Genomic DNA, 22,055 nt, shown 5'->3' with positions numbered 1-22,055 from the left:
TGATGATCGAAATGGTGATTGAGGCCCGCAAGAAGGACCTCGGCGGGTTCGAGGTCGGCCGCATTCTGCCCTTCCATGCCCGGCGCATGGTCGGCCCCTTCATCTTTCTGGACCATATGGGCCCGGCGGAGTTCGCGCCCGGCGCCGAGGGCGTCAATGTCCGCCCCCACCCCCATATCGGCCTGTCGACCCTGACCTATCTGTTCGAGGGTGAGATCAAGCACCGGGACAATCTGGGCTACACCCAGCCGATCCGGCCGGGCGAGGTCAACTGGATGACCGCCGGCAAGGGCATCGTCCACTCCGAGCGCACCGACCCGTTGAAGCGGTCCACCGGCGGCCCGATGCACGGCATGCAGGCCTGGATCGCCCTTCCCGACGACCTGGAGGAGACCGACCCCGCCTTCCATCACCATGGCGAGGACGATCAGCCGACCTATGACAACGGCGGCCTCTACGCCCGCCTCGTGGCCGGTGAAGCCTATGGCGCCAAGGCCGCCGTGCCGATCTCGTCCCCGCTCTTCTACGTGCACTGGGAACTGGCCGAGGGCGTCCGTACCGCCCCGCCGCCCGGCAAGGGCGCGGGCGGCATGAGCGAGCGCGCCTTCTATGTCGTGAAGGGCGAGATCGAGGTGGGCGACCGCACCTTCGGCGAAGGCCAGCTGGTGGTGCTGGAGCCGACGGCCGAGCCGACCATCAAGGCGATCCGCCCGTCGACCGTCATGGTTCTGGGGGGCGAACCGGTGGGCCAGCGCCTGATCTGGTGGAATTTCGTGGCCTCCAGCCAGGCCCGTCTGGATCAGGCCAAGGCGGACTGGAAGGCCGGTCGCATGACCCTGCCCAAGGACGACGACGCGGAGTTCATCCCGCTCCCCGAAACCCCGTCCATTTCGGAAACCGGTACGCCCGCTAAGCCGGGACCGACGCATCCGGTCTGACGGCCTCGGGCACCGGGGCTGCCTGAACCCGCTCATCAAGCTCCGTCACATGACTGATGCCGGCGCGGCGGAGTGAGGCCTCATCCAGCCCGCGCGGCGGATTGACCAGCAGGATATTGCGCGTGCACCTGCGCGCGGCGCGGATCAGGCGACCAAGCAGGCCGGGTGCCGCCATGCGATCCCCGTCGATCACCACCCCGCTGAAGGGGTGCTCGGACAGGGCCTTCTCTGCCGCCTGCACATCGTCGATCTCGACCATCAGTCCCCGGAAGAAGGGGGAGAGCATGGCCGCGGTGTCGCCCGAGCGGCCCATGGGGACACCGGCGTCCACATCCTGAATCTCGAGGATCACGGCCTGCCGCATCAGGTCGGCGACCGAGGCCCACTGCTGGATCAGCGACAGGCGCGGGCGCCCCATGGCCAGGGTCGGGAAGGACAGGGGGGCGATCATGGCGAACACCCCGCCTTCGCGGCGATACTCCTCGAGCAATGGGATCAGGAATTCGATCGTTGCGCGATCAACCGCCTCGATCTGGGCCGACGAAAGGCTGGCGACCTCGCGCACATCCCGGGAAATCCGGAAGGCCCCAACGGCGCCCGTATCAAGCCGCCAGACCGGCACAATCTCGAATTCCACCTCGACGGGCTCATCAGTCGAGGTGAAGATCGCGGCCGTATGCCGCCGCCCGGCAAGCGGTGGCGTCCAGTTCTCGGGGCCGCGGGTCGGTTCGGGCGCCGCCTGTGACTCAGCATGGGGCCGGGGCGCGAAGGGGTCGATGCGCACGCATTGCAGCGCGCCGCCGTCCAGCGAGGCCACCCGCTTGAGCACCATGTCGTCGTCGGCGTTGCGACCGAGGAAGAATGACAGCAGTCCCCGGAGGATGTCGGCGCACAGGACCTGACCGTCATAGGAATCGCGCGAGGCCACGGCCGCGACAAAGGTCACCTCGTCTACACGCATGAAGACGTCGGGCGGCGGCAGGCGCCGTTCCAGCGTCCGCTCGGCCGCATCCCAGATATGGTCCCGCCTGGCCTGCCACCGGTCGCCCAGCGATTGCCGTACCGGTTCAAGCGACAGGGCAAAGACACGGCCCTGTGCTGCCAGACCCGCCTCGATCACGCGGTCCAGCTGGTCCCGGCGAGAGGACCCGAGTTGGGTCAGGGGTACGGTGATCGGCACGAGGGTCCCGGGAGGTTAACTGATCTCGCCATTCTGACCCCGACGCCTTGCCCAAGGCTTTATGATCACGCTGAACAGTCAGGGTTATCGGGACCTTTCCGGGGGGATTTACGCCGGCCTTGCTGCCGGGCCTTGAACCCCGACCGGGGATACCGATCTGAAGGCCATGCCCGTTCTTTCCGTCCTTGATCTGTCGCCCGTTGTCGAAGGCGGCGATGCTGCCCGTGCCTTGTCCGAGTCCGCCCGCCTCGCGCAAACCGCCGAGCAGGCGGGATACCGCCGCTTCTGGCTGGCCGAGCACCACAACATGCCCGGCATCGCCTCGGCGGCCACGGCGGTGGCCATCGGCCATGTCGCGGGGAAGACAAGGACGATCCGCGTCGGCGCCGGCGGCATCATGCTGCCCAACCATGCGCCGCTCATGGTGGCCGAAGCCTTCGGCACCCTGGCGGCCCTCTATCCCGACCGGATCGACCTGGGCCTTGGTCGGGCACCGGGCACGGACGGCCCGACCGCGCGCGCCCTGCGCCGCTATTTCGACGGCGCCGACCGCTTCCCCCAGGATGTTCTGGAGCTGCAGGGCTATCTGGCCCCGGCCGTCGAGGGCCAGCGGGTCGCCGCCTGGCCGGGTCAGGGGTCGAATGTGCCGCTCTGGCTGCTGGGCTCCAGCCTGTTCAGCGCCGAACTGGCGGCCCAGCTGGGCCTGCCCTTTGCCTTCGCCAGCCATTTCGCACCCGAGTTGCTGCTACAGGCGCTCCGCACCTACCGCGAGGGTTTCCGCCCGTCCGCAGCGCTGGCCGAGCCCTATGCCATGGCGGTCATCAATGTCTTCGCCGCCGATACGACGGCCGAGGCCCGGCGTCTCGCCACCTCCATGCAGATGGCCTTTGCCAATGTGGTGCGGGGCACCCCGGGCCGTCTGAAGCCGCCGGTCGACGACATCACCGCCGTCCTGAACGACGCCGAGCGGGCCGCTGTCGCCAGCCGCCTGACCTATGCCGCCATCGGCGACGGGGAGACGGTCGGCCGGTCCCTGCGGGACTTCCAGGCCCTGACCGGCGTCGAGGAAATCATGGTCACGGGCATGATCCACGATGTGGAGGCCCGGCTACGCAGCCTGGAAATCACGGCCGACGCCGGTCGCTAGAGTCCGGCGAGAAAGTCCAGCAGCAGGCGGTTCACCACCTCTGGGCGTTCCTGCTGGATCCAGTGCCCGGCGCCCTCGATTTCATGCTGGCCGCGCAGGTCCGTCAGCCAGTCGCCCAGTGCCTTCTCATGCGCCCCGGCATAGTGGCGGACGGGATCATTCTGGCCGACGATGAACAGGGACGGCACGGTGATCCGCCGGTCCTGCAACCAGGCCGTCAGCGACCAGTTGAGGTCCAGCGCCCGATACCAGTCCAGCGGGCCCTCGAACCCGCCGGCGGCGAAGGCCGAAACGTACTGACCGAAATGCTCTTCCGTCATCCAGGGCGGCAGGACCGCCCGGTCGCTGATGCTGTCCAGCATGTCGACGCCCGAGGCCAGAAAGCCGGTATGACGATCGGCGGCGTCCGTCGCCCCGTCATAGGCCCAGAACATCCTGCGCAGCGCGGTCCCGGGGTCGGCGTCCATGGGCCTGTGCGCGTCCGGGTCCTGGAACCGCACGATATAGAGGTCGCCCAGACCCGCCCGTTTCGTGATCGCCTTCATCGCCGGGATCGGCGGGCCGTTCGGGCGGCGCGGCTGGAACGGCACGCTCAGGCCCGCCACGGCCTGGAATATGTCGGGCCGCATCAGGGCACAGTGCCAGGCGACCGGCGCCCCCCAGTCGTGGCCGACAACCACACAGGTCTCGTGCCCCAGGGCCCGCACCAGATCGACCATGTCGCCGACCAGATGCAGCAGGGTGTGCTGCGCCACCCCCTTCGGCTTGTCCGTGCCGCCATAGCCGCGCATGTCGGGCGCCACCGCATGCCAGCCGGCCTCGGCCAGCGCCTCGACCTGGGCCTGCCAGCTGATCCCCAGCTCGGGAAAACCATGGATCAGCAGGACCAGCGGACCGCCGCCCGCCTCCAGCACGGACTGGGTCAGACCGTCGGTGGCGATGCGCCGGGTCCGCACGCCCCTAGTGGACCGTGGGCTGGGCCGGGCGCGGCGTGTCCGTGACCGGTACCTCGGTGACCGGCGTCACGGGCACCGACACCGAAGGACCCGGCGTCGGATCGTTGGACTCGTCCCGATCCGGGCGCTTGCCTTCCTTGAGCAGGGCGACGATCTCGTCCCCGGACAGGGTCTCGAACTCCAGCAGGGCCTGCGACAGGGTCTCGTGGTCCTTCGCCTTGGTCTTGAGGATCTTGCGGGCCGTATTCCAGCCCTCGGTCACGATCCGCTTGACCTCCTCGTCGATGATGCGCGCCGTCTCTTCGGAGACGTTCTGGCTGCGCGCCACCGAATGGCCGAGGAAGACCTCTTCCTGATTCGCGCCATAGGCCACCGTGCCCAGCTTGTCCGAGAAGCCCCAGCGCGTGACCATGGCGCGGGCCAGCTTGGTCGCCTGCTGGATGTCGGAACTGGCGCCCGAGGTGATGTTGTCCTTGCCGAAGATCAGTTCCTCGGCCACCCGGCCGCCGGCCATGATGGCGATCCGGTCGATCATCTGCTGGTGCTTCATGGAATAGCGGTCGCCTTCCGGCAGCTGCATGACCATGCCGAGCGCCCGGCCGCGCGGCACGATGGTGGCCTTGTGCACCGGGTCGGCCATCTTGACGTTCAGGGCGACGATGGCGTGACCGGCCTCGTGATAGGCGGTCAGGCGCTTCTCTTCCTCGTTCATGGCCATGGACTTGCGCTCGGCGCCCATCATGACCTTGTCCTTGGCGTCCTCGAAGTCGCGATGGACGACCATCTTGCGGTCCTTGCGGGCCGCCAGCAGGGCCGCCTCATTGACCAGATTGGCCAGATCGGCGCCCGAGAAGCCGGGCGTTCCGCGGGCCAGCGTCTTGACGTTGACGTCGGCGGCCAGCGGCACATCCTTCATGTGGACGCGCAGGATTTTCTCGCGGCCCGAGACATCGGGGTTCGGCACGACCACCTGGCGGTCGAACCGGCCCGGACGCAGCAGGGCCGGATCCAGAACGTCCGGACGGTTGGTCGCGGCGATCAGGATGATGCCCTCGTTGGACTCAAAGCCGTCCATCTCGACCAGCAGCTGGTTCAGGGTCTGCTCGCGCTCGTCATTGCCGCCGCCGAGGCCTGCACCCCGGTGACGACCGACGGCGTCGATCTCGTCGATGAAGATGATGCAGGGGGCATTCTTCTTGGCCTGTTCGAACATGTCGCGCACGCGGCTGGCACCGACGCCCACGAACATCTCGACGAAGTCCGAGCCCGAGATGGAGAAGAAGGGCACGCCCGCCTCACCGGCCACGGCCCGCGCCAGCAGGGTCTTCCCGGTACCCGGAGGGCCCACCAGCAGGGCGCCCTTCGGGATCTTGCCGCCCAGACGCTGGAACTTGGCCGGGTCCTTCAGGAAGTCGACGACCTCCTGCAGTTCGTCCTTGGCCTCATCGACCCCGGCGACATCCTCAAAGGTCTTGCGGCCCTTGTGTTCGGTCAGCAGCTTGGCCTTGGACTTGCCAAAGCCCATGGCGCCGCGCGCGCCGCCCTGCATCTGCCGGGTGATCAGCAGGAACAGGCCGACCAGCACCAGGATCGGGAGAAGACTGAACAGGATGCTCTGCCACAACGGCGTCCGCATCGGCTTGACCCGCACGTCCGCGCCGGTTGCCTGAATCTGGCCGACCAGTTCGGCATTCGGCATCGGGGTGATCGTCTCGAACGTCTTGCCGTCCTTGTACTCGCCCTTCAGGTTCTCGCCGTGGACCTCGACGCCCTTGATGCGGTCCTGCTCGATCGCGGTCAGCAGTTGCGAATAGGTGATCTCCTCGGGCGGGGCATTGCTGCCCTCGCCCTTCTTGCCGGTCAGGGCTCCGCCGCCCTGGCTCATGCCGGCGTAGATGGCCAGCATTGCCAGGATAATCATGCCGACGACGGCGAGTCTGCGAAGGTTCATGTGGTCCTCAGTCTGTGGTGCGAATGCCGACCGGAGTCGCCGGTCCAGGTCATTCGCGACCGTGTCACGTCACAAGATAGAGACTCGATCTCGCGTGCGCCATTCCCTGCGACACTTGAGGTCCGCCTCATGCACAATCTGTCCCAGACCCAGCGCCAGCCTTTCCTCCGCCAGCGCCTCCACCCGGACCCGGGACTGTGCAAGAACCGGCCCAGTTCCATCGTCCCGAACGAGGACAGGCAGGCCGGGGCGCACCGCCGCCGGGAGGGCGCGTACAAGGGCGTGGTCCTCGGCCTCCAGTCGCGCCGTCCGGCCCGCCAGTGGCACAACGGTCCAGCCGGCCTCGGCCGACATCAGGGCGAACCGGCCGTCCCATACGGTGTCCCGACCGGGGACCAGCGGGACGCGCGGTTCGCCGGTTCGCCGGTAGTTGCCTGTCTCACGCACGATCATGATGCTGTCGGCCCCGGCCATCAGGCGGGCGCCGACCAGACCGGCCTCGAAATCCTGGCCACTGGCGAGACGGTCGCGCAAGGCGGCGAGCCGTCGGCCCCGAGGCAGGCGATCTCCGCCGCCCGCCACCACAAGGGCAAAAGCCAGCGCTTCGCCGGACAAGGCTCGAGGTGCCCGGATCACGCCGTACGGATCGACGTCCAGCGCCGCGGGCGGGCTGCCGACGGCTCGGAAGGGGATGTCAGCCTGCCGGTCAGCCAGAGCAACTCTCGCCCGGCTGCGCAGGAAGCGGGGATCGGTATTGGCCGGATCATCCATCCAGGCCTCGCCCCTCGCCTGCAACAGGTGCCGGAGGTCCGCGCGTCGCTCGCCCAGAAGGGGACGCAGCATCATCAGCCCGCGCCCCTCGGGCCAGGCGGGCGAAGGGCTCCAGTCGCGCAGCGTGCCGAGGGTCGGCGCCTCGGCCTTCATCCACTCCCCTTCGGCCACATCGTCCGCCGTGTGGCCGGTCAGGATGACGCGCGCGCCGGCCTCGCGGGCCATGTCGGCCAGATGGGCATGCCGCGCGGCCCGGGCGGCGGCGGGCAGGCCGCTCTGCGGAAAGGGTCCTTCCCACCGGGCGCTCCGAAAACCGGCACCCAGCCTTTGGGCCAGAGCTTCCACCCGGCTCCGCCAGACGGCGCTGTCGGGATTGAGGCCATGATCGACATGCAGCACGACCAGAGGCCGGGTGTGCGTTCGGACCCAGTCCGCAGTCAAATGAAGAAGCGCGACGGAGTCTCCCCCGCCCGAAACCGCCAGCGCGACGGGCACGGGATCGTCGGCCAGCAGGCGCGCATCCAGCGCCGCGGTCACCCGCGACGCCAGAGCGGTGAGCGCGTCGGTCAGCGGCAGCTGGCCTCGGTCCGGACCGAGGCGGCGCGGGTCTTGAGCGCCGCCGGCGCCGCATCGCCATAGCGACGGCCGAAATCGGTCAGGGCCGCGCAGGCCTGGGTGTCGCGGTCGGTTGCCACGAGCGCCTGGGCCAGATCAACCGTGGCCTTGGCCGCCCACGCTTCGGCGGGCCAGCCGCGCAGGGCCTGGGCATAGAGGGGCACGGCCGCCGCCGCATCGTTCGGCAGATACAGATCGGCCAGGCGCACGGCCGCCAGACGGGCTTCGGGCTCGTCCGGCCAGGTGACCAGCAGCACCTCATAGGCGCGGGCGCCCCGGCGGCTGTCCTCGCTCATCAGACGGTCGGCGGCGCGCAGGTCCCCCGAGGCCGTTCCGCTGGGCGAGTTCGGCTCGATCGGCGCATTCAGCTCGGCCTCAAGGCGGGCGGCAGACTCCAGTTCCTCAATGCGGGCTTCCGCCTCGGTCAGCTGGCGTCGCAGAAGGGTGTTCTCGCGCTCGGTTTCGTCCAGCGCGAAGGTCAGGCGCTCGATGTCGCCATTCATGCGCTGAATGGTGCGCTCCACATCGGCCAGGCGCGTGTCGACGCCGCCCATCTGGCCCTGCAGGGCCACGACGTCCGGGTCGGGTTCCATGATGAAGGGCTGGCCCGACGAATTACGCTGAAACAGGGCGCGCTCGATCCGGCGAACATTGCGTTCAAGCGTGCTCAGGCGGCGTGCGTCCCAGATGATCGGCTCGCCGCTGGTGGATTGGGCAGCCGTCGGCCCGGCCAGCATCGTCGCCCCGACGAAAGCCAGCACCGCCAACGAAATTCCGCGACCGCGGGTCAGGGTCGCGAGGGTGATCGGGCGAGAAAAAAACTTGAACATGACGATCTCGTTCCACGGATTTGCGGCCTCGGCAAGGCAGGGGCCGCACGACGGACTCTGACGCAGGCGGGGTCAGACAAAAGGGGCGCATCGACCGACGCGCCCCTCTGTCATTCCTCGATAGCCGTACAGCCGATCAGCGGGCGCCCGACACAATGGCGGTGTGGGCATTCCGGTTGCGGGCCCAGGCTTCCTCGTTGGAGCCCTGGGCGATCGGGCGCTCCTTGCCGAAGCTGATGGTGTCGATGCGCGAGGCCGGCACGCCCTGCTGCACCAGATAGGTGCGGACCGCCTCGGCGCGGCGGGCGCCCAGGGCCAGGTTGTACTCGGCCGTGCCGCGTTCGTCGGCATTGCCCTCGATGCGGATGGTGACCTGCGGATACTGGCGCAGCCAGGCCGCCTGCTGGTTGAGCCGCGGATAGGCTTCCGGACGGATCACATAGCTGTCGAGATCGAAATAGACGCGGTCGCCGACATTGTTGGCGAAATCGGCGGCCGAACCAGGCACGGCGGCGCCGATGTCACCGCCCTGGACGGGGCGATCCGGATAGGTCGGGTTGGTGGTGCCCGGCTGGGTACCGCCATTGTCGACCATGGGTCCGGTGTTGTCGGCGGGACGGGCACAGGCGGCCATGGCCGACACGGCGACGCCCACCAGGGCCAGGCGAAGGATACGGGACTTGATCATGTGGCTCTCCTTGACGTTGCCGCCAGAACGCCTGGCAAGCTTGACGGTTCTCGAAGCGCTATCCGAACGCATTTGAACGGGCTAGCAGCGATAACGCACAGTTTATCCGATGGGTGCGCGGATTCTCCTCGGGCGCGCATCGGACATCAGCTGGGACAGCTGTCCGGAGCCTGCCCATAACCGAGATTGGCGGGCGGGGCGTCCAGCAGGGGCGACCAGGCGGGGCTGGTCCCGCGCCCGTCATAGCCGGCCTGGGCGATGACCCGACCCGACAGGTCCACGGTCCACAGGCGCGTGTCGCCGCCCCGCGTCTGGCGGGCGAACATGATGTAGCGGCCGTTCGGCGCCCAGGACGGGCCTTCCTCGAAATAGCTGGACGACAGGATGCGCTCACCCGTGCCGTCGGTGCCCATGACGCCGATGTGGAACTGGCCCCCCTGTTGCTTGGTGAAGGCGATCAGATCGCCGCGCGGGCTCCACGAGGGGGCGGTATAGGCCCCGCCGCCGCGCGAGATCGGGCGCTGGCCCGACCCGTCCGCATTCATCACATACAGGCGCGCCGACCCCGACCGGTCCGAGGTGAACACCAGCCGGCGGTTGTCGGGCGAGAAGCTGGGCGAGGTGTCGATGCCCGGATCGCTGGTCAGGCGCCGCAGCTCGCGCGAGCGCAGGTCGATCGTATAGACGTCGGTATTGCCCGACCGGATGATCGAGAAGGCGATCTTGGACCCGTCATTGGAATAGCGGGGAGCCAGCACCTGACCGTCGAACTCGCCGAGCGACTCGGTGCGGCCGGTCGTCAGGTTCTTCAGATAGATGCGGCTGTAGTCCTGTCCCAGCGCCACATAGGTGACCTCGTCCGGGTTGGAGGTCGAAAAGCGCGGCGACATGATCACTTCGTCGCCCTGGGTCAGGAAGACGGGGTTGTAGCCGTCCTGGTCCACGATCGCGAGGCGGCTGAGGCGGTTCAACTGGGTGCCGCTCTCGGCCACATAGATGACGCGGGTGTCGAAGAAGCCGCTCTCGCCCGTCATGCGCTGATAGACGACGTCGGAAATCTTGTGCGCGATGCGCCGCCACTGCTCGGGCGTGGCCGTGAACTGGTAGCTGACCAGCTGGCATTCCCGGTAGGTGTCATACAGCCGGAAGCCCACGTCGTTACGGCCATCGGGGCGCGGGGTGACCGAGCCGTACAGCACCACCTCGGCGCCGATGGTCGTCCACTGCGGGAAGGTCGGCTGATTGGCCAGCGACAGGCCGGTCTCGATGAAGGTGCCCGGGCTCAGCGGGTCGAAGAAGCCCGAGCGCCGCAGGTTGCCGCGAATGACGCCGGAGATGTCCTCGCCGTACTGGCCCGTGAACCCGACCACGGCGATCGGCAGGGGACGCAGGACGCCCTCGCTGACGGTCACTTCCTGAAGGGGCGCAGGGTCCTGCGCCAGGGCCAGCCGGGGCGCGCCCAGGGCAAGCATCAGTCCAAGGCCCAGTGTCGCCCCGATCCCCGTTGCCGATTGCAGCCGCCGCTTCAGACCCATTCATACCTCCCGAACGCCTGTTCGTGTGTGCGGACACGTACGCTGACGCATCCTGTTCCTGTTCGCCACCTTGTGCGCGATTGAGGCGACTTTCAGGCCGCCCGCCCGGCACGCGCCGGAATGTCACCTTTGGTCATGACATGCTGACGAAGGCTGAACGGCATCAGGCCAACGGCCCACAGGCTTAGCGGTTGCAGGCCTGGTCCAGCGGGAAGTTCAGAATGAAGTCCTGCTCCTCGTAGCCAACCGGCATACGGTAGCGAGGCGGTATGCGGATGGCCCTGAGAATGCTGTCCGACGCGGCTCGCCCGGTCGCGTCGCTGCGGGGGTTCAGGACTCGCGGTGACCCGATGAGGCGTCCATCTTCCGACATGCGGACCTGGACGCGCAGCGTCACCTCGTCGATGCCGGGCAGGTGACAGGGCGGGTTCCAGTTGGGTGTCACCTGGGTGCCAATCGAGTTCAGGTCCGCCCGACCCATGGCGCGCGGGGCGTTGCCCGCGCCGCTGTCGCCGGTGGAGGGACGGCCCCGCGTATTGCCGCGCTGGGGCCGATCAGCCAGGTCGTCGAGGTTCAGGCCCGGGTCCTCGCGCGGGGGGGGCGGGCGCTGTGGCGGTGTAGAAGGCTGGCGAGGAGGCGTTCGGGGGGGAGTCGTCCGCGGGCTCGGCGTGGTGCGCGGCGCCGGATCGGTCCGGGGCACCGGCGGTGTCGCCTCGGGCACCGGCTCGGGCGGGATTTCGGCCGGAGGCTCGGGCGAGGCCGAACCGTCCTCGGTGATCAGCTCGTCAGCCGGATTGTCCGGCGCGGCCGCCAGCACAGTGATGTCGGAGACGATCGAGACCGGCACGGTGGCCATCAGCTCACGCGGCTCACGGCCTTCCTTCGGCCAGGCGATCAGGACCAGGCCGATCAGGCCCGCATGCAGCAGGACCGATCCGAGAAAGGAAGGCAGGCGGTTCGCCATCGATCAGCCGCCGTCCGGGCTTTCGACCGGTGTGGCGCGCGCTGCGGCCGAGCCCGCCGTGTCGGTGATCAGGTTCAGCTTGACGAAACCATTGGTCGACAGGCGCGCCATCACCCGGGCCACCGACTCATAGGGAACCTTGGCGTCGGCCCGCAGGAACAGGGGACGGTCGCGGGCATCCTCGCCCCCGTCGTCCAGCACAGCCCCGATCAGGCTCTCGAAAGCCACTTCGCGTTCACCGACAAAGATAGTGCCGGCCGAGTTGAGCGATACGGTCACAGGTTCCTGCGAGGCCTCGACCGCGCTGGCCTCGGTCTCGGGCAGATCGACCGGGACGGCCACCGTCAGCAGGGGCGCCGAGATCATGAAGATGATCAGCAGCACCAGCATGACGTCGACCAGCGGGGTGACGTTGATCTCGCTCAGCGGGCGCCTGCGGGCGCGTCGGCGGCCGCGCACATGGCCGCCTCCGCCGGGTCCTCCCATGGCCATGCTCAGATCTCCCGGGGGGTCGAGGACGGCGGCGGGGTGGCCGGGCCGGTGCCAAGCCGGCGCGCGATGGCGGCCTGCAGGTCGTCGGCGAAGCTCTCCAGCCGGGCCGCAAACTTGCCCGCCTCGATCGAGAAGGCGTTGTAGGCGATGTAGGCGGGGATGGCGGCGGCCAGGCCGATGGCCGTGGCGAACAGGGCCTCGGCGATGGCCGGGGCGACCGTAGTCAGATTGGTGTTTCCTGCCGTCGCGATGGCGTCAAAGGCGTTCATGATGCCCCAGACCGTGCCGAACAGGCCGATGAAGGGGCTGGCCGTGGCCACGACCGACAGAACGCCCAGACCGGTCTCGACGCGCTGGCTCTCGCGCGCGATCAGGCTGTCGAGCGCCCGGTCGATCCGCGAGATCAGCAGGTGGCTCTGGGCCTCGCTCATCGTCTGGCGGGCGCGGGCCTCACGCCAGTCGGTGATGGCCGCCACCAGCATGCGCGGCAGGATGGGGTCCGGGTTCGGCCCGGCCTGATGGGCGATGTCTTCCAGCGAGCGGCCGGACGAAATGGCCTTTTCGAACTGGTCGGCCTGGCGGTTCAGCGCCGCGAACCGGAAGAACTTGTCGAGGATGATGGCCCACGACCAGAGCGAGGCAATGACCAGACCGATCATCACCACCTTGACCACCCAGTCGGCGGCCATGAACAGCTCCACGGGATTGAGCATCGAGGCTTCGGCGGGCACGGTCATGAATCGATCCTGAGAACAGCGTCCCGCCTTTGCAGCGCCAAGGCGTGACCATTTGATGGCGGATTAGCGGGCCGGGCGCACGGCGTCATCCCCTTGCACGCGAGAGGCGCGGCCCGGCGCGTCAAATCCCGTCAGCCGGGGCCAGCCATGGCCGCACGGCCTCGATCAGACGCGGGGTCGGTCGGGCCGGGCGACCGTCCGGGCGGATGCACACCGCCTCGACCGAGGCCCGGCACAAAACCTCTCCGTCGCGCGTGATCCGCTGGTCGATCTGCATGCGCGGCCCCTTCATCGTCTCATAGGTGGTGAGCACCTGGAGCGCATCGTCGATCCGGGCGGGCCTGAGGAATTCCAGGGCCATCTTCGACACGACGAACGCCAGCGGCCGGTCCCCGTCCAGCAGGTCGGCATGGCCGATCCCCGCCGCCCTGAGAAAATCCGACCGCCCGCGCTCGAAGAACCGGACATAGTTGCCGTGGTAGACCAGGCCAGTGAAGTCGGTGTCCTCGTAATAGATCCTGACCGGCAGGATGTGCGTGCGGCCGTCGAACCGCCCGGCCGTGGGCTGGTCGCTCATCGTCCGCCCCTCCCGGTCGGCACCGCAGTCAGGTAGTCGGGGCATTCGCGCGCGATCTGGTCCCGGAACTCGCTCGACAGGGGGTCCGCGCTGGTCATCAGACGGTTGGGGCGCGCCACGAAGGTCACGGTCGCCTCCCGATCCCCCGGTACCCCGGCATGGCCACAGACGACGCCCGGCGTTTTACCGTCGGTCATGTCGAACAGCGACAGGGCCGGGTCATAGTCCTGCAGCTGGCCGCGTACCCGCTCGACCACCGGCTCCCGCGAGAAGCTGCCGGTATCGACCACGCGCCACAGGACGACCGCGCCAAGCACCAGAACGGCCCCGCCCAGTACGGTGATGATCCGGTTTGCACTGATGCGCCGCGCCATGCCGCCTCCCTGAAGGCCCAGCATGCAGGCGTTTGTCCCCGAGGTGAAGGGTCAGGCGGCAGGCTTTCACCCGGCCCGGACGCGCGGGGGCTAGCGAACGACCCGCCCGTCCACGGCCTCGACAATCAGATCGGTAAGGAAGCTGCCTTCATGCCGGGCGAACCAGCGGCACACCACGATCAGCAGCACGGCAAGGGTCAGCATGAACATCGGGACCAGCGCCAGGCTGAACCGCCCCTCCCTGAATTCAGCGGCCATGACGCCACTGCCGATCATCGCGACCCCGCCTGCCCATAAGATTATGAATATGCGGGAGAACCAGGCCGCTCCTACCCAACAGGTCAGCCGGGACCCCACCCCATCCCCCGTGACGTCGAACCGAACTACGGTCTGTAGGGAATTCCGGTAGTGGATGCGCTTGCGCAGCCATCCGCCACGCGTCCCGACATGCCCCCGGGCCGGTCGTTTTCCGAAAAGGGTGAACATCGGATCGACCTGCTCCGACAAGGCGGCCAGGGCCTCGATCGGTCGCATCGGCGAGCGGATCACCACCGTCTCGTCGCGCCAGAATCCGAGGAAGAGGCTGATCGGCCCCTGCGGCCGCGCGTCCTCGAGCGCCATCAGCGGTCCCCGAAAAGGTCCGGCGACGCGGACGGGGCGACCGATGGCTCGGCCAGACCCAGATGGGCATAGGCCTTGGCACAGGCCATGCGCCCGCGCGGCGTGCGCTGGATGAAGCCCTGCTGCAGCAGATAGGGCTCGATCACATCCTCGACCGCATCGCGGGCCTCGGCGATGGCGGCGGCAAGGGTATCCATGCCGACCGGTCCCCCGCCATAGTTCTCGATCAGGGCCTTCAGGAAGCGCCGGTCGAGGCTGTCCAGCCCGGCCTCGTCAACCTCCAGTCGCGACAGGGCCCGGGCCGCGACCAGCCGGTCGATGGTGGCCGCGCCCTCGGCATCGGCAAAATCCCTTACGCGACGCAGCAGGCGTCCGGCCACGCGCGGCGTGCCCCGTGCCCGGGTGGCGATCTCGCGCGCGCCGTCCTCGGCCATGGCGGCACCCATCTTCCGCGCAGCGCCCAGAATGACCTTCACCAGTTCGTCGGGGCTGTAGAACTCCAGCCGGAGCGGAATGCCGAACCGGTCGCGCAGCGGCGTGGCCAGCAGACCCGCCCGCGTCGTTGCCCCCACCAGGGTGAAGGGCGCCAGATCGATCCGCACCGAGCGGGCCGACGGGCCCTCGCCGATGATCAGGTCCAGCACATGGTCCTCCATGGCCGGATACAGGATTTCCTCGACCGCCGGGTTCAGCCGGTGGATCTCGTCGATGAACAGCACATCGCGCGGTTCCAGATTGGTCAGGATGGCCGCCAGATCCCCGGCCTTGGCCAGGATCGGCCCCGAGGTCGCCCGGAAACCGACGCCCAGCTCCCGCGCCACGATCTGGGCCAGCGTCGTCTTGCCCAGACCCGGCGGTCCGAACAGCAGCACATGGTCCAGCGACTCGCCCCGCCCCCGCGCGGCGTCGATGAACACCTTCAGATTGCCCTTGGCCTGGGCCTGCCCGACGAACTCGTCCAGCGTCTGCGGCCGCAACGCACGGTCATAGGTTTCGCCGGGCGTGGCATCGGCCGAGATGATCCGCTCGTCGGTCATCTTCCCAGCTCCTGAAGTGCCGCGCGGATGACGGCCGACAGGTCCGCGTCCTCACCCAACCGGATCAGGGCCTGATCCACGGCGCGGCGGGCATTGACCTCGACCACGCCCAGCCCCAGCAGGGCCGCCACGGCCTCCCCGGTCAGGGAAGGCGTCGCCGGCGTCGCTGGAACGGGTCCGGCGCCGGCGCCGACCGTCAGACCTCCGGCGCCCAGTGGCTTGCCCTTCAACTCGGTGACGATCCGCAGGGCCAGTTTTGGCCCCACGCCATTGGCGCGCGCCACGGCGGCCTTGTCCTCACGGGCGACCGCCGCCGCCAGCTCACCGGGCGGCAACACATCCAGCACCGACAGGGCTGCCTTGGGCCCAACGCCCTGAATGCCGGTCAGGGTGCGAAAGGCCTCCCGCTCATCCCGGGCCAGAAAGCCATACAGACGCGGGCCGTTCTCGGCGGACCAGCTGCTCTCGATATGCAGGGTCACCTCATCGCCCGGCGCCGGCATCCGGCCCAGGGTCCGCGCCCCGCAGGTCACGCCATAGCCCACCCCCATACAGTCGATCAGGCAGTGGTCGGTCTCGACCTCGGCCAGCACGCCGCGCAGTCTGCCGATCATGCGATCCTCCCCAGCGAGCGGAGCGATGCGGGGGAGGGGGACCGCCGCAGGCGGTGGAGGGGGCGGACGGCGGCGCTGGGGGTCGCCCCCTCCACCACTTCGTGGTCCCCCTCCCCCGCTCCGCGGGTGAGGATCTTCGCACGCCGCAGCTGGGCATGGGTGATGGCGACCGCCAGGGCGTCGGCGGCGTCCGCCGTAACATCCCCCGCCGCCGGCAACAGGCGTTTGACCATAAAGGCGATCTGGCTCTTGTCCGCATGGCCGGCCCCGACCACCGCCTTCTTGATCAGGTTCGGCGCATATTCGGCGACGCTCAGCCCGCATCGGGCAGGCGCCAGCATGACCGCCGCCCGCGCATGGCCGAGCTTCAGCGTCGAGGCCGGGTTCATATTGACGAACACCTCCTCGATCGCCGCCTCGTCGCAGCTGTGGGCCGCACAGATCTCGCCCACGGCCTCCAGCAGGTGCAGCAGCCGCGCGCTGAACGGGGCCCGCTCGGGCGGCGCGACCACCCCGTGCGCGATCCAGCGCAGGCGCGACCCCTCGGCCACCACCACGCCCCATCCGGTGCGCCGCAGGCCCGGGTCCAGCCCCAGAATGCGAGTCGGTTCGTTCGCCATCCGTTCTATGTGCCCGAAAGAGGGTTAGCGGGCAATGAACCGATGCAGCGCGTGTCTCAGTCGTCTCGCGGCGCCAGATCGTAGCCGGTCACCCCCGGCACCGACTGGATGCGTCCCGCCAGCGCAGCGAGGTCGCGCGAACGGACCGTCAGCCGCCAGCTCTGGCGGCACAGCTGTCCGTTCTCGATCAGCTCCAGCCGGACCCGCTTCAGCCCCGCATCCCCGGCGGTGAGCGCTTCCTCGACCGCCTGCGCCGTGTCCGCAGCCGTGCCGGGCCAGCGGACCTCGACATCCACCACAGTGCGGTCCGGCACCTTGCGACTGATCAGCTTCAGGGCGGCCAGGATCGCCAGCGTTGCCAGCGCACCGGCCCAGCCCAGCCAGAACAGGCCCGCGCCGAACAGGATACCGAGCGCCGACACTGTCCAGAGCGACGCCGCCGTTGTCAGCCCGTGGATGGAGAAGCCCGCCCGGAAGATCACCCCGGCGCAGAGAAAGCCGATGCCGGTGAGCACGCCATGGGCCATGCGGGTCGGGTCGGCGATCACCTCCTGGCCGGGCAGGACCGAGAACATCCACGCCCCCTGGGAGGTCGACGCCAGCATCAGCAGGGTCGAGGACAGGCAGACCAGAATGTGGGTGCGAAAGCCCGCGGCCCGCCCGCGCCATTCCCGCTCAAGACCGATCAGGGCGCCCGCGACAAGGGCGCTGAGGAGCGGCAGGCCGTAGGTGAACAGCAAGGTCGTCATCGGGCGGAGCGGGCCTGGCTGTGTTTCTCGATATAGTCGTCGACGTCCTTGTTGACCGGCTTGACCCCGGTGATGTGCCGGGCCTGGAAGGCGGCATATTTCACGCCCAGATCGTGGCGGTCCTTCAGCGACACATTCCGGCGGAAGTCGGTCAGGCCCTGACGTTCCTCCTCGCCCATATGCTTGGAGTTGACGACATTGGCCTCACCCACGGCGTCGATCCAGGCCTTGCTGCCGACCTTGTGCTTTTCGACCGCCTTGACCGCATCGCGCAGCTTGTTGTGGTCCTCGATGGCGTCCTCGGTCTCGCCCTCGACCGTGCCGTCGTCGGCGTCGTTGGCGCCCTCGCCCTTCTTCAGCAGGTCGGGATAGAAATGGCGTTCCTCGGCCTCGGCGTGGGCGTCGAGGAAGGCGGCCAGCCGGGTCCAGACCGCCGAAAGCGCGTCGGTATTGCCCGGGTCGATCTGCTCGATCAGGCCGAACAGGCGGCGTTGTTCGGCGTGGTCATCCAGAATCAGCTGGCAGATATCCATGGGGCCCTCGGGTCAAAGCGTTGCGGTTCGCCCTGACCAACCCTTGAGGTCGCCCGGATGTTCCGGTCAGCCCGCGTACTGCGCCGCGTCCTCGTCCGAGATGTCCTCGTTCGAATAGACGCTCGACACGTCGTCCTCGGCGTCCAGCGCATCCAGCAGCTTCATCAGCGTGCCGACGGCCTCGCCGGTGACCGGCACCAGCGACTGGGGCTTCCAGACGATGGCCGTCGATTTCGGGTCGCCGAGAATCTTCGACATGGCCTCGGCCACCTCGTTCAGGTCCTCGAACGCGGTCCAGATGGTGTGGCCCGGAGCGTCCTCATAGATGTCGGGCTTTTCCAGATCGCTCTCGACGTCCTGGGCGCCGGCCTCGATGGCGGCTTCCATGACGGCATCCTCGCTGCCCGCCTCGGCCGCATAGGTGATCTTGCCGACCCGATCCCACATGAAGGCGACCGAATTCATCTCGCCCAGGGCGCCGCCGTTCTTCTTGAAGGCCGTGCCGATGTTCGAGGCCGCGCGGTTGCGGTTGTCGGTCAGGGCCTCGACGATGATGCCGACGCCGCCGGGGCCGCGGCCCTCGTAGCGGACCTCTTCCATCGTATCGACGTCGCCGGACGAGGCCTTGTTGATGGCCCGCTGGATCACGTCCTTGGGCAGGCTCTCGGCCTTGGCGTTGTTGACCGCCAGGCGCAGGCGCGGGTTCATGGCCGGATCCGGCAGGCCCGACTTGGCCGCCACGGTGATGTCGCGCGACAGCTTGGAGAACAGCTTGGACCGCTGCGCATCGGCGCGGCCCTTGCGGTGCATGATGTTCTTGAATTTGGAATGGCCGGCCATGGTCGTCGTCTCGGCAGTCGCGGGAGGGAATGTGAGGCGCGCCGCATAGCCCGGCGCGACGCGCTTGTCACCCATGGCCGCGCGGTGGGCACTGTGTGTACCCTGAACCGCCGATGCGAAGGGTCCGCTTGCAAGCGACAAGTCAATGTCGGCTGCCGACCCTTGGCGGACCTAGCTGGTCGCGGGACTGAGTTCGGTTACGACATCGAGTTCAACGAAGATGCGGCTGCCAATAGGCACCTCATCTTTCGTGAGATGATGAAATGTCGGCACGACACGCCAACGCCGATCAAGCGGCGCTGACGGGTCTCGGACATTGAAGTGGCTCACCTGCAAACCCAGAACCGCGCCGAGTGTAGTTCCGTCGGGCCGCAAGACGCGGGCAGCTAGGGTGCGAGTTTGCCATCCGGTCTCGGGAACGGAGAAATCCGGCACCACAATTAGCCCGACTCCCGAAATCTGGAAGCTGTCGGCAACTTCGAGCAGTTCCGCATCTGTCTCCATAGCTAGCTAGATTAGGCGGAGTTCCGTCCGCTTTCCACCCGCAGGCGACGGTCCGGTCTCGACCCGTTGCGGACATTCGCCTTTGAGGTGCAGAGTCGGCGTATGACCGAAGCTGAAGAACGCCTGCTGCGCACACTGGTTGGCATGTGCCAACAGTATCTCCAGACGCGTGACGGCGGCTTGGATCACGAGTGGATGAGCGCGGGAGAACACGCCGTCGAGTTGCTCGCTGAGTACAAGCTGGTCGAGCCCTCTGGTCGGGGAGGAGATTGGACACCAGCAGGCTTGGCGTTGCTCGCTTCGCCTGACGTCCCACGTCGCCGCCGCTAAGCTCAACTGCTGTGGCAAGCCAAATGTCCCCTTTCCACCCATAGCCGACGTTCCGTGAGCCCCCTTTTTGGAGGCTTCGCGGATCGTTGATGAGCACGCGACCTAGCTGCGAAGGCCTTCGAGGAAGCCGCGCATCTTGTCGTCGACCGGCACCGGCCGCTTGGTCTCGCGGTCGACATAGACGTGGACGAAGTGGCCGACGGCCGCCGCCTCGTCCTCCTTGTTGCGGAACAGGCCGATCTCGTAGCGCACCGAACTGGTCCCGACATGAGCCACGCGCACGCCCGCCTGGATCTCGTCCGGAAAGGCCGTGGGCGAGAAGTAACGACACCCCGTCTCTGCCACCAGGCCGATGACCGAGCCCTCGTGGATATCCAGCAGGCCGTTGACGACCAGCAGGCGGTTCACCGCCGTATCGAACCACGAATAATAGACGACATTGTTCACATGGCCGTAGACGTCATTGTCCATCCACCGCGTGGAGATGGCCTGGAACCGCTTGTAGTCCTCGCGCCGAGTCCGCTCGATCGTACCTGTCACGTTTAGCCTCCCGTTTTTTTCCAGTCGTAGGCGATAACGCGGGTTTGCTCCAGAGCCGGACGGGATCGGCGTCCGACCGCTTCTGACGGAGCGGCATGCCACAGTGGGATGGATCAGCGCCGCCACAGGAGGTGTTGCAGTTGGAGAAAGTGGAGTCTGTTTTTCGGGACTCCACTCCACCCCGGGCCCCGACCCGGGCTTGACGGACGCCGCGTCAACGCGTCTCGCATGAGCTCATGAAAACCCGCGCCGCCGTTCTCCGCAGCATGGGGGCCGCCCGCCCCTATGCCGACAGCCGTCCGCTCTCGATCGAGACGGTGACCCTGGATCCTCCCGGACCGGGCGAGGTGCAGGTGCGCATCCGCGCGGCCGGCCTGTGCCATTCGGACCTCAGCGTCATCAATGGCGACCGCCCCCGCCCCCTGCCCATGGCCCTGGGTCATGAGGCGGCGGGCGAGGTCGAGGTGCTGGGCGAAGGGGTCGAGGATCTGGCCGTCGGCGACCATGTGGTCATGGTCTTCATGCCCTCGTGTGGCCACTGCGCCCCCTGCGCCGAGGGCCGACCGGCCCTGTGCGAGCCGGGGGCCGCCGCCAATGGGCGGGGCGAACTGCTGACCGGCGCCCATCGCCTCCATGCGGAGGGCGAGACGCTGAACCACCACCTCGGCTGTTCCGCCTTTGCCGAGCGCGCCGTGGTCTCGCGGCGGTCGCTCGTGCGCATCGATCCGGCCCTGCCGTTTGATCAGGCGGCCCTGTTCGGCTGTGCCGTCCTGACGGGTGTCGGCGCGGTGGTGAACACCGCAGGCGTCCGGCCGGGTCAGTCGGTGGTCGTGGTGGGTCTGGGCGGTGTGGGGCTGGCGTCGGTGCTCGGGGCTCTGGCCTGTGGGGCCTCGCCGGTCGTGGCGGTCGACCTCAGCGAGGACAAGCTGGCCCTGGCCCGTACCCTCGGCCCGGTGCACACCGTCAACGCCGCCGACGCCGATGCCGTCGATCAGGTCCGCGCCCTGACCAACGGCGGGGCAGAGGTTGCCATCGAAATGGCCGGCTCGGCGCGCGCGCTCGAGGCCGCCTGGAAGATGACCCGCCGGGGTGGCACCACGGTCACCGCAGGCCTGCCACCGCCCGACGCGACCCTGCCGGTCAATATCGTTGGGCTTGTGGGCGAAGAGCGTACCCTGAAGGGCAGCTATATCGGCACCTGCGTGCCCTCGCGCGACCTGCCCCGCTATGTCGCCCTGTTCCGCGAGGGCCGCCTGCCGGTCGACCGGCTGATGAGCGGCACCCTCGCTCTGGATCAGATCAACGCGGGCTTCGACCGTCTGGCCGAAGGCTCGGTCGCCCGGCTGGTCGTGACCCTCTAGGGGTCAGCGCACCTTGTGCGAGCGCTCCAGCACAGGCCGGTGACCTTCGGCATCCAGCGCCCCCATCGGGGCGCCGCTGGTCTCGGAGGGCTGCATGCCCTCGTTGGCGGTCTGGCCGGATTCGGGGTGCTCGGGCGGGGTGGCCTCGGCCTTGAGCTTCATCGCCTTGTCGGCTTCGGCCTTCTGCGCAGCTTCGGTCATGGGGACCTCCTTCGTTCCGGGCGACGCCATGCCGCCCTGTCAGGAGAACAACCCCTCAGGGCGCCAGCCGTTCACCAGACCATCTGCAGCTTCAGCAGGGCCTCGACCTGATCGCGCGTCGGCAGCGAGGGCTGGGCCCCTGCCCCGGTGGCCGCAAAGCCCCCGGCCGCACAGGCGAACCGCAGGGCGTGTTCCACGGCCTGACCTTCCAGCAGGGCGACCGTGATGGCGGCGACAAAGGCATCGCCCGCTCCGGTCGCATCCACCGCCTCGACCCGCGGCGCCCCGACCTCGGCGACCACCGCCCCGCGCTTGTAGAGGCTCGCCCCCTCCGCCCCCCGGGTGATGAC

Annotated in this window: 25 protein-coding genes and 1 pseudogene; 3 read left to right on the top strand and 23 right to left on the bottom strand. The window is 68.4% G+C overall.

What is annotated here, in order from left to right; all coding sequences use genetic code 11:
• Positions 1-2: 2 nt before the first annotated feature.
• Entirely contained in the window at positions 3-938 is a 936-nt protein-coding gene (locus J7346_RS06805) for a pirin family protein (protein ID WP_209119288.1), read from the top strand.
• On the opposite strand, the gene J7346_RS06800 is transcribed toward J7346_RS06805, so the two are convergent.
• Positions 910-2,118 (bottom strand): hypothetical protein, encoded by a 1,209-nt coding sequence (locus J7346_RS06800; protein ID WP_209119062.1) that lies wholly within the window; start codon positions 2,116-2,118, stop codon positions 910-912. The two genes, J7346_RS06805 and J7346_RS06800, sit on opposite strands and share 29 nt — an antisense overlap.
• Before the next feature lie 166 nt (positions 2,119-2,284).
• Here J7346_RS06800 and J7346_RS06795 point away from each other — a divergent pair, with 166 nt between their 5' ends.
• Positions 2,285-3,265, top strand: a complete 981-nt coding sequence (locus J7346_RS06795; protein WP_209119061.1) for an LLM class flavin-dependent oxidoreductase — start codon at positions 2,285-2,287, stop codon at positions 3,263-3,265.
• Here the strand turns inward: J7346_RS06795 and J7346_RS06790 are convergent.
• From J7346_RS06790 to J7346_RS06695, 20 genes and pseudogenes are all read right to left on the bottom strand, one after another.
• Complete coding sequence (locus J7346_RS06790; protein ID WP_209119060.1) at positions 3,262-4,221, bottom strand: alpha/beta hydrolase; 960 nt, start codon at positions 4,219-4,221, stop codon at positions 3,262-3,264. The genes J7346_RS06795 and J7346_RS06790 overlap by 4 nt on opposite strands.
• Before the next feature lie 4 nt (positions 4,222-4,225).
• Positions 4,226-6,172: an ATP-dependent zinc metalloprotease FtsH gene (ftsH, locus tag J7346_RS06785; RefSeq protein WP_209119058.1), complete on the bottom strand. Its 1,947-nt coding sequence runs from the start codon at positions 6,170-6,172 to the stop codon at positions 4,226-4,228.
• A 69-nt stretch (positions 6,173-6,241) separates the two neighbouring features.
• Positions 6,242-7,480: a tRNA lysidine(34) synthetase TilS gene (gene tilS / locus J7346_RS06780; protein ID WP_209119056.1), complete on the bottom strand. Its 1,239-nt coding sequence runs from the start codon at positions 7,478-7,480 to the stop codon at positions 6,242-6,244.
• A 29-nt stretch (positions 7,481-7,509) separates the two neighbouring features.
• Positions 7,510-8,388, bottom strand: a complete 879-nt coding sequence (locus J7346_RS06775; protein WP_245157704.1) for a tol-pal system protein — start codon at positions 8,386-8,388, stop codon at positions 7,510-7,512.
• A gap of 136 nt (positions 8,389-8,524) precedes the next feature.
• On the bottom strand, positions 8,525-9,076 hold the full coding sequence (gene pal, locus J7346_RS06770) for a peptidoglycan-associated lipoprotein Pal (RefSeq protein ID WP_209119054.1): 552 nt from the start codon (positions 9,074-9,076) through the stop codon (positions 8,525-8,527).
• A gap of 146 nt (positions 9,077-9,222) precedes the next feature.
• Positions 9,223-10,611 (bottom strand): Tol-Pal system beta propeller repeat protein TolB, encoded by a 1,389-nt coding sequence (gene tolB / locus J7346_RS06765; RefSeq protein WP_209119052.1) that lies wholly within the window; start codon positions 10,609-10,611, stop codon positions 9,223-9,225.
• A 184-nt stretch (positions 10,612-10,795) separates the two neighbouring features.
• Positions 10,796-11,575, bottom strand: a complete 780-nt coding sequence (locus J7346_RS06760; RefSeq protein ID WP_209119050.1) for a hypothetical protein — start codon at positions 11,573-11,575, stop codon at positions 10,796-10,798.
• A 3-nt stretch (positions 11,576-11,578) separates the two neighbouring features.
• Positions 11,579-12,067, bottom strand: a complete 489-nt coding sequence (locus J7346_RS06755) for a biopolymer transporter ExbD (protein ID WP_209119049.1) — start codon at positions 12,065-12,067, stop codon at positions 11,579-11,581.
• A 2-nt stretch (positions 12,068-12,069) separates the two neighbouring features.
• Positions 12,070-12,804 carry a protein TolQ gene (gene tolQ, locus J7346_RS06750; RefSeq protein ID WP_209119047.1) on the bottom strand — a complete coding sequence of 245 codons (735 nt, stop codon included), beginning with the start codon at positions 12,802-12,804 and terminating at the stop codon, positions 12,070-12,072.
• A gap of 121 nt (positions 12,805-12,925) precedes the next feature.
• Positions 12,926-13,381: a YbgC/FadM family acyl-CoA thioesterase gene (locus tag J7346_RS06745; RefSeq protein ID WP_209119045.1), complete on the bottom strand. Its 456-nt coding sequence runs from the start codon at positions 13,379-13,381 to the stop codon at positions 12,926-12,928.
• A complete protein-coding gene (locus J7346_RS06740) occupies positions 13,378-13,755 on the bottom strand; it encodes a hypothetical protein (protein ID WP_209119043.1) in 378 nt (125 codons plus the stop codon). The genes J7346_RS06745 and J7346_RS06740 overlap by 4 nt, the downstream gene beginning before the upstream one ends.
• Positions 13,756-13,845: 90 nt before the next feature.
• Complete coding sequence (locus J7346_RS06735; protein ID WP_209119042.1) at positions 13,846-14,376, bottom strand: hypothetical protein; 531 nt, start codon at positions 14,374-14,376, stop codon at positions 13,846-13,848.
• Positions 14,376-15,413 carry a Holliday junction branch migration DNA helicase RuvB gene (gene ruvB, locus J7346_RS06730; protein WP_209119040.1) on the bottom strand — a complete coding sequence of 346 codons (1,038 nt, stop codon included), beginning with the start codon at positions 15,411-15,413 and terminating at the stop codon, positions 14,376-14,378. The genes J7346_RS06735 and ruvB overlap by 1 nt, the downstream gene beginning before the upstream one ends.
• Complete coding sequence (ruvA, locus tag J7346_RS06725; protein ID WP_209119038.1) at positions 15,410-16,027, bottom strand: Holliday junction branch migration protein RuvA; 618 nt, start codon at positions 16,025-16,027, stop codon at positions 15,410-15,412. Before ruvA ends, ruvB begins: the two co-directional genes overlap by 4 nt.
• A gap of 140 nt (positions 16,028-16,167) precedes the next feature.
• Positions 16,168-16,647, bottom strand: a pseudogene (ruvC, locus tag J7346_RS06720) (crossover junction endodeoxyribonuclease RuvC); the annotation flags it as partial.
• A 56-nt stretch (positions 16,648-16,703) separates the two neighbouring features.
• Positions 16,704-17,396, bottom strand: a complete 693-nt coding sequence (locus J7346_RS06715; protein ID WP_209119034.1) for an MgtC/SapB family protein — start codon at positions 17,394-17,396, stop codon at positions 16,704-16,706.
• Entirely contained in the window at positions 17,393-17,929 is a 537-nt protein-coding gene (locus tag J7346_RS06710) for a hemerythrin domain-containing protein (RefSeq protein WP_209119032.1), read from the bottom strand. The genes J7346_RS06715 and J7346_RS06710 overlap by 4 nt, the downstream gene beginning before the upstream one ends.
• Positions 17,930-17,995: 66 nt before the next feature.
• Positions 17,996-18,769: a YebC/PmpR family DNA-binding transcriptional regulator gene (locus J7346_RS06705; RefSeq protein ID WP_209119286.1), complete on the bottom strand. Its 774-nt coding sequence runs from the start codon at positions 18,767-18,769 to the stop codon at positions 17,996-17,998.
• A gap of 171 nt (positions 18,770-18,940) precedes the next feature.
• Entirely contained in the window at positions 18,941-19,273 is a 333-nt protein-coding gene (locus J7346_RS06700) for a hypothetical protein (protein ID WP_209119030.1), read from the bottom strand.
• Between the two features lie 432 nt (positions 19,274-19,705).
• The gene (locus J7346_RS06695; protein ID WP_348521467.1) at positions 19,706-20,143 is read right to left on the bottom strand and encodes a thioesterase family protein; all 438 of its coding nucleotides are present in this window, start codon (positions 20,141-20,143) and stop codon (positions 19,706-19,708) included.
• Positions 20,144-20,379: 236 nt separating this feature from the next.
• Between J7346_RS06695 and J7346_RS06690 the strand changes: the two genes are divergently transcribed.
• Positions 20,380-21,504, top strand: coding sequence for a zinc-dependent alcohol dehydrogenase family protein (locus J7346_RS06690; protein WP_209119028.1), 1,125 nt, complete (start codon positions 20,380-20,382; stop codon positions 21,502-21,504).
• A 3-nt stretch (positions 21,505-21,507) separates the two neighbouring features.
• Here J7346_RS06690 and J7346_RS06685 read toward each other — a convergent pair whose 3' ends face one another.
• Together J7346_RS06685 and J7346_RS06680 are read right to left on the bottom strand one after the other, a co-directional pair.
• Entirely contained in the window at positions 21,508-21,705 is a 198-nt protein-coding gene (locus J7346_RS06685; protein ID WP_209119026.1) for a hypothetical protein, read from the bottom strand.
• A 71-nt stretch (positions 21,706-21,776) separates the two neighbouring features.
• On the bottom strand, positions 21,777-22,055 hold a 279-nt coding region (locus J7346_RS06680; protein ID WP_245157703.1), incomplete at its 5' end, for a PfkB family carbohydrate kinase.

This window comes from Brevundimonas sp. A19_0, from assembly GCF_017744255.1.
In the GTDB taxonomy this organism is placed as follows: domain Bacteria; phylum Pseudomonadota; class Alphaproteobacteria; order Caulobacterales; family Caulobacteraceae; genus Brevundimonas.
Note: the sequence above shows the minus strand (reverse complement) of the source record. Positions and strands in the feature narration are given on the sequence as shown.

Coding starts and splice junctions, on each gene's coding strand:
- J7346_RS06805 (WP_209119288.1), top strand. CDS start 3: ATGATCGAAATGGTGATTGAGGCCCGCAAGAAGGACCTCGGCGGGTTC.
- J7346_RS06795 (WP_209119061.1), top strand. CDS start 2,285: ATGCCCGTTCTTTCCGTCCTTGATCTGTCGCCCGTTGTCGAAGGCGGC.
- ftsH (WP_209119058.1), bottom strand. CDS start 6,172: ATGAACCTTCGCAGACTCGCCGTCGTCGGCATGATTATCCTGGCAATG.
- J7346_RS06775 (WP_245157704.1), bottom strand. CDS start 8,388: ATGTTCAAGTTTTTTTCTCGCCCGATCACCCTCGCGACCCTGACCCGC.
- pal (WP_209119054.1), bottom strand. CDS start 9,076: ATGATCAAGTCCCGTATCCTTCGCCTGGCCCTGGTGGGCGTCGCCGTG.
- tolB (WP_209119052.1), bottom strand. CDS start 10,611: ATGGGTCTGAAGCGGCGGCTGCAATCGGCAACGGGGATCGGGGCGACA.
- J7346_RS06760 (WP_209119050.1), bottom strand. CDS start 11,575: ATGGCGAACCGCCTGCCTTCCTTTCTCGGATCGGTCCTGCTGCATGCG.
- J7346_RS06755 (WP_209119049.1), bottom strand. CDS start 12,067: ATGGCCATGGGAGGACCCGGCGGAGGCGGCCATGTGCGCGGCCGCCGA.
- tolQ (WP_209119047.1), bottom strand. CDS start 12,804: ATGACCGTGCCCGCCGAAGCCTCGATGCTCAATCCCGTGGAGCTGTTC.
- J7346_RS06745 (WP_209119045.1), bottom strand. CDS start 13,381: ATGAGCGACCAGCCCACGGCCGGGCGGTTCGACGGCCGCACGCACATC.
- J7346_RS06740 (WP_209119043.1), bottom strand. CDS start 13,755: ATGGCGCGGCGCATCAGTGCAAACCGGATCATCACCGTACTGGGCGGG.
- J7346_RS06735 (WP_209119042.1), bottom strand. CDS start 14,376: ATGGCGCTCGAGGACGCGCGGCCGCAGGGGCCGATCAGCCTCTTCCTC.
- ruvB (WP_209119040.1), bottom strand. CDS start 15,413: ATGACCGACGAGCGGATCATCTCGGCCGATGCCACGCCCGGCGAAACC.
- ruvA (WP_209119038.1), bottom strand. CDS start 16,027: ATGATCGGCAGACTGCGCGGCGTGCTGGCCGAGGTCGAGACCGACCAC.
- J7346_RS06715 (WP_209119034.1), bottom strand. CDS start 17,396: ATGACGACCTTGCTGTTCACCTACGGCCTGCCGCTCCTCAGCGCCCTT.
- J7346_RS06710 (WP_209119032.1), bottom strand. CDS start 17,929: ATGGATATCTGCCAGCTGATTCTGGATGACCACGCCGAACAACGCCGC.
- J7346_RS06705 (WP_209119286.1), bottom strand. CDS start 18,769: ATGGCCGGCCATTCCAAATTCAAGAACATCATGCACCGCAAGGGCCGC.
- J7346_RS06700 (WP_209119030.1), bottom strand. CDS start 19,273: ATGGAGACAGATGCGGAACTGCTCGAAGTTGCCGACAGCTTCCAGATT.
- J7346_RS06690 (WP_209119028.1), top strand. CDS start 20,380: ATGAAAACCCGCGCCGCCGTTCTCCGCAGCATGGGGGCCGCCCGCCCC.
- J7346_RS06685 (WP_209119026.1), bottom strand. CDS start 21,705: ATGACCGAAGCTGCGCAGAAGGCCGAAGCCGACAAGGCGATGAAGCTC.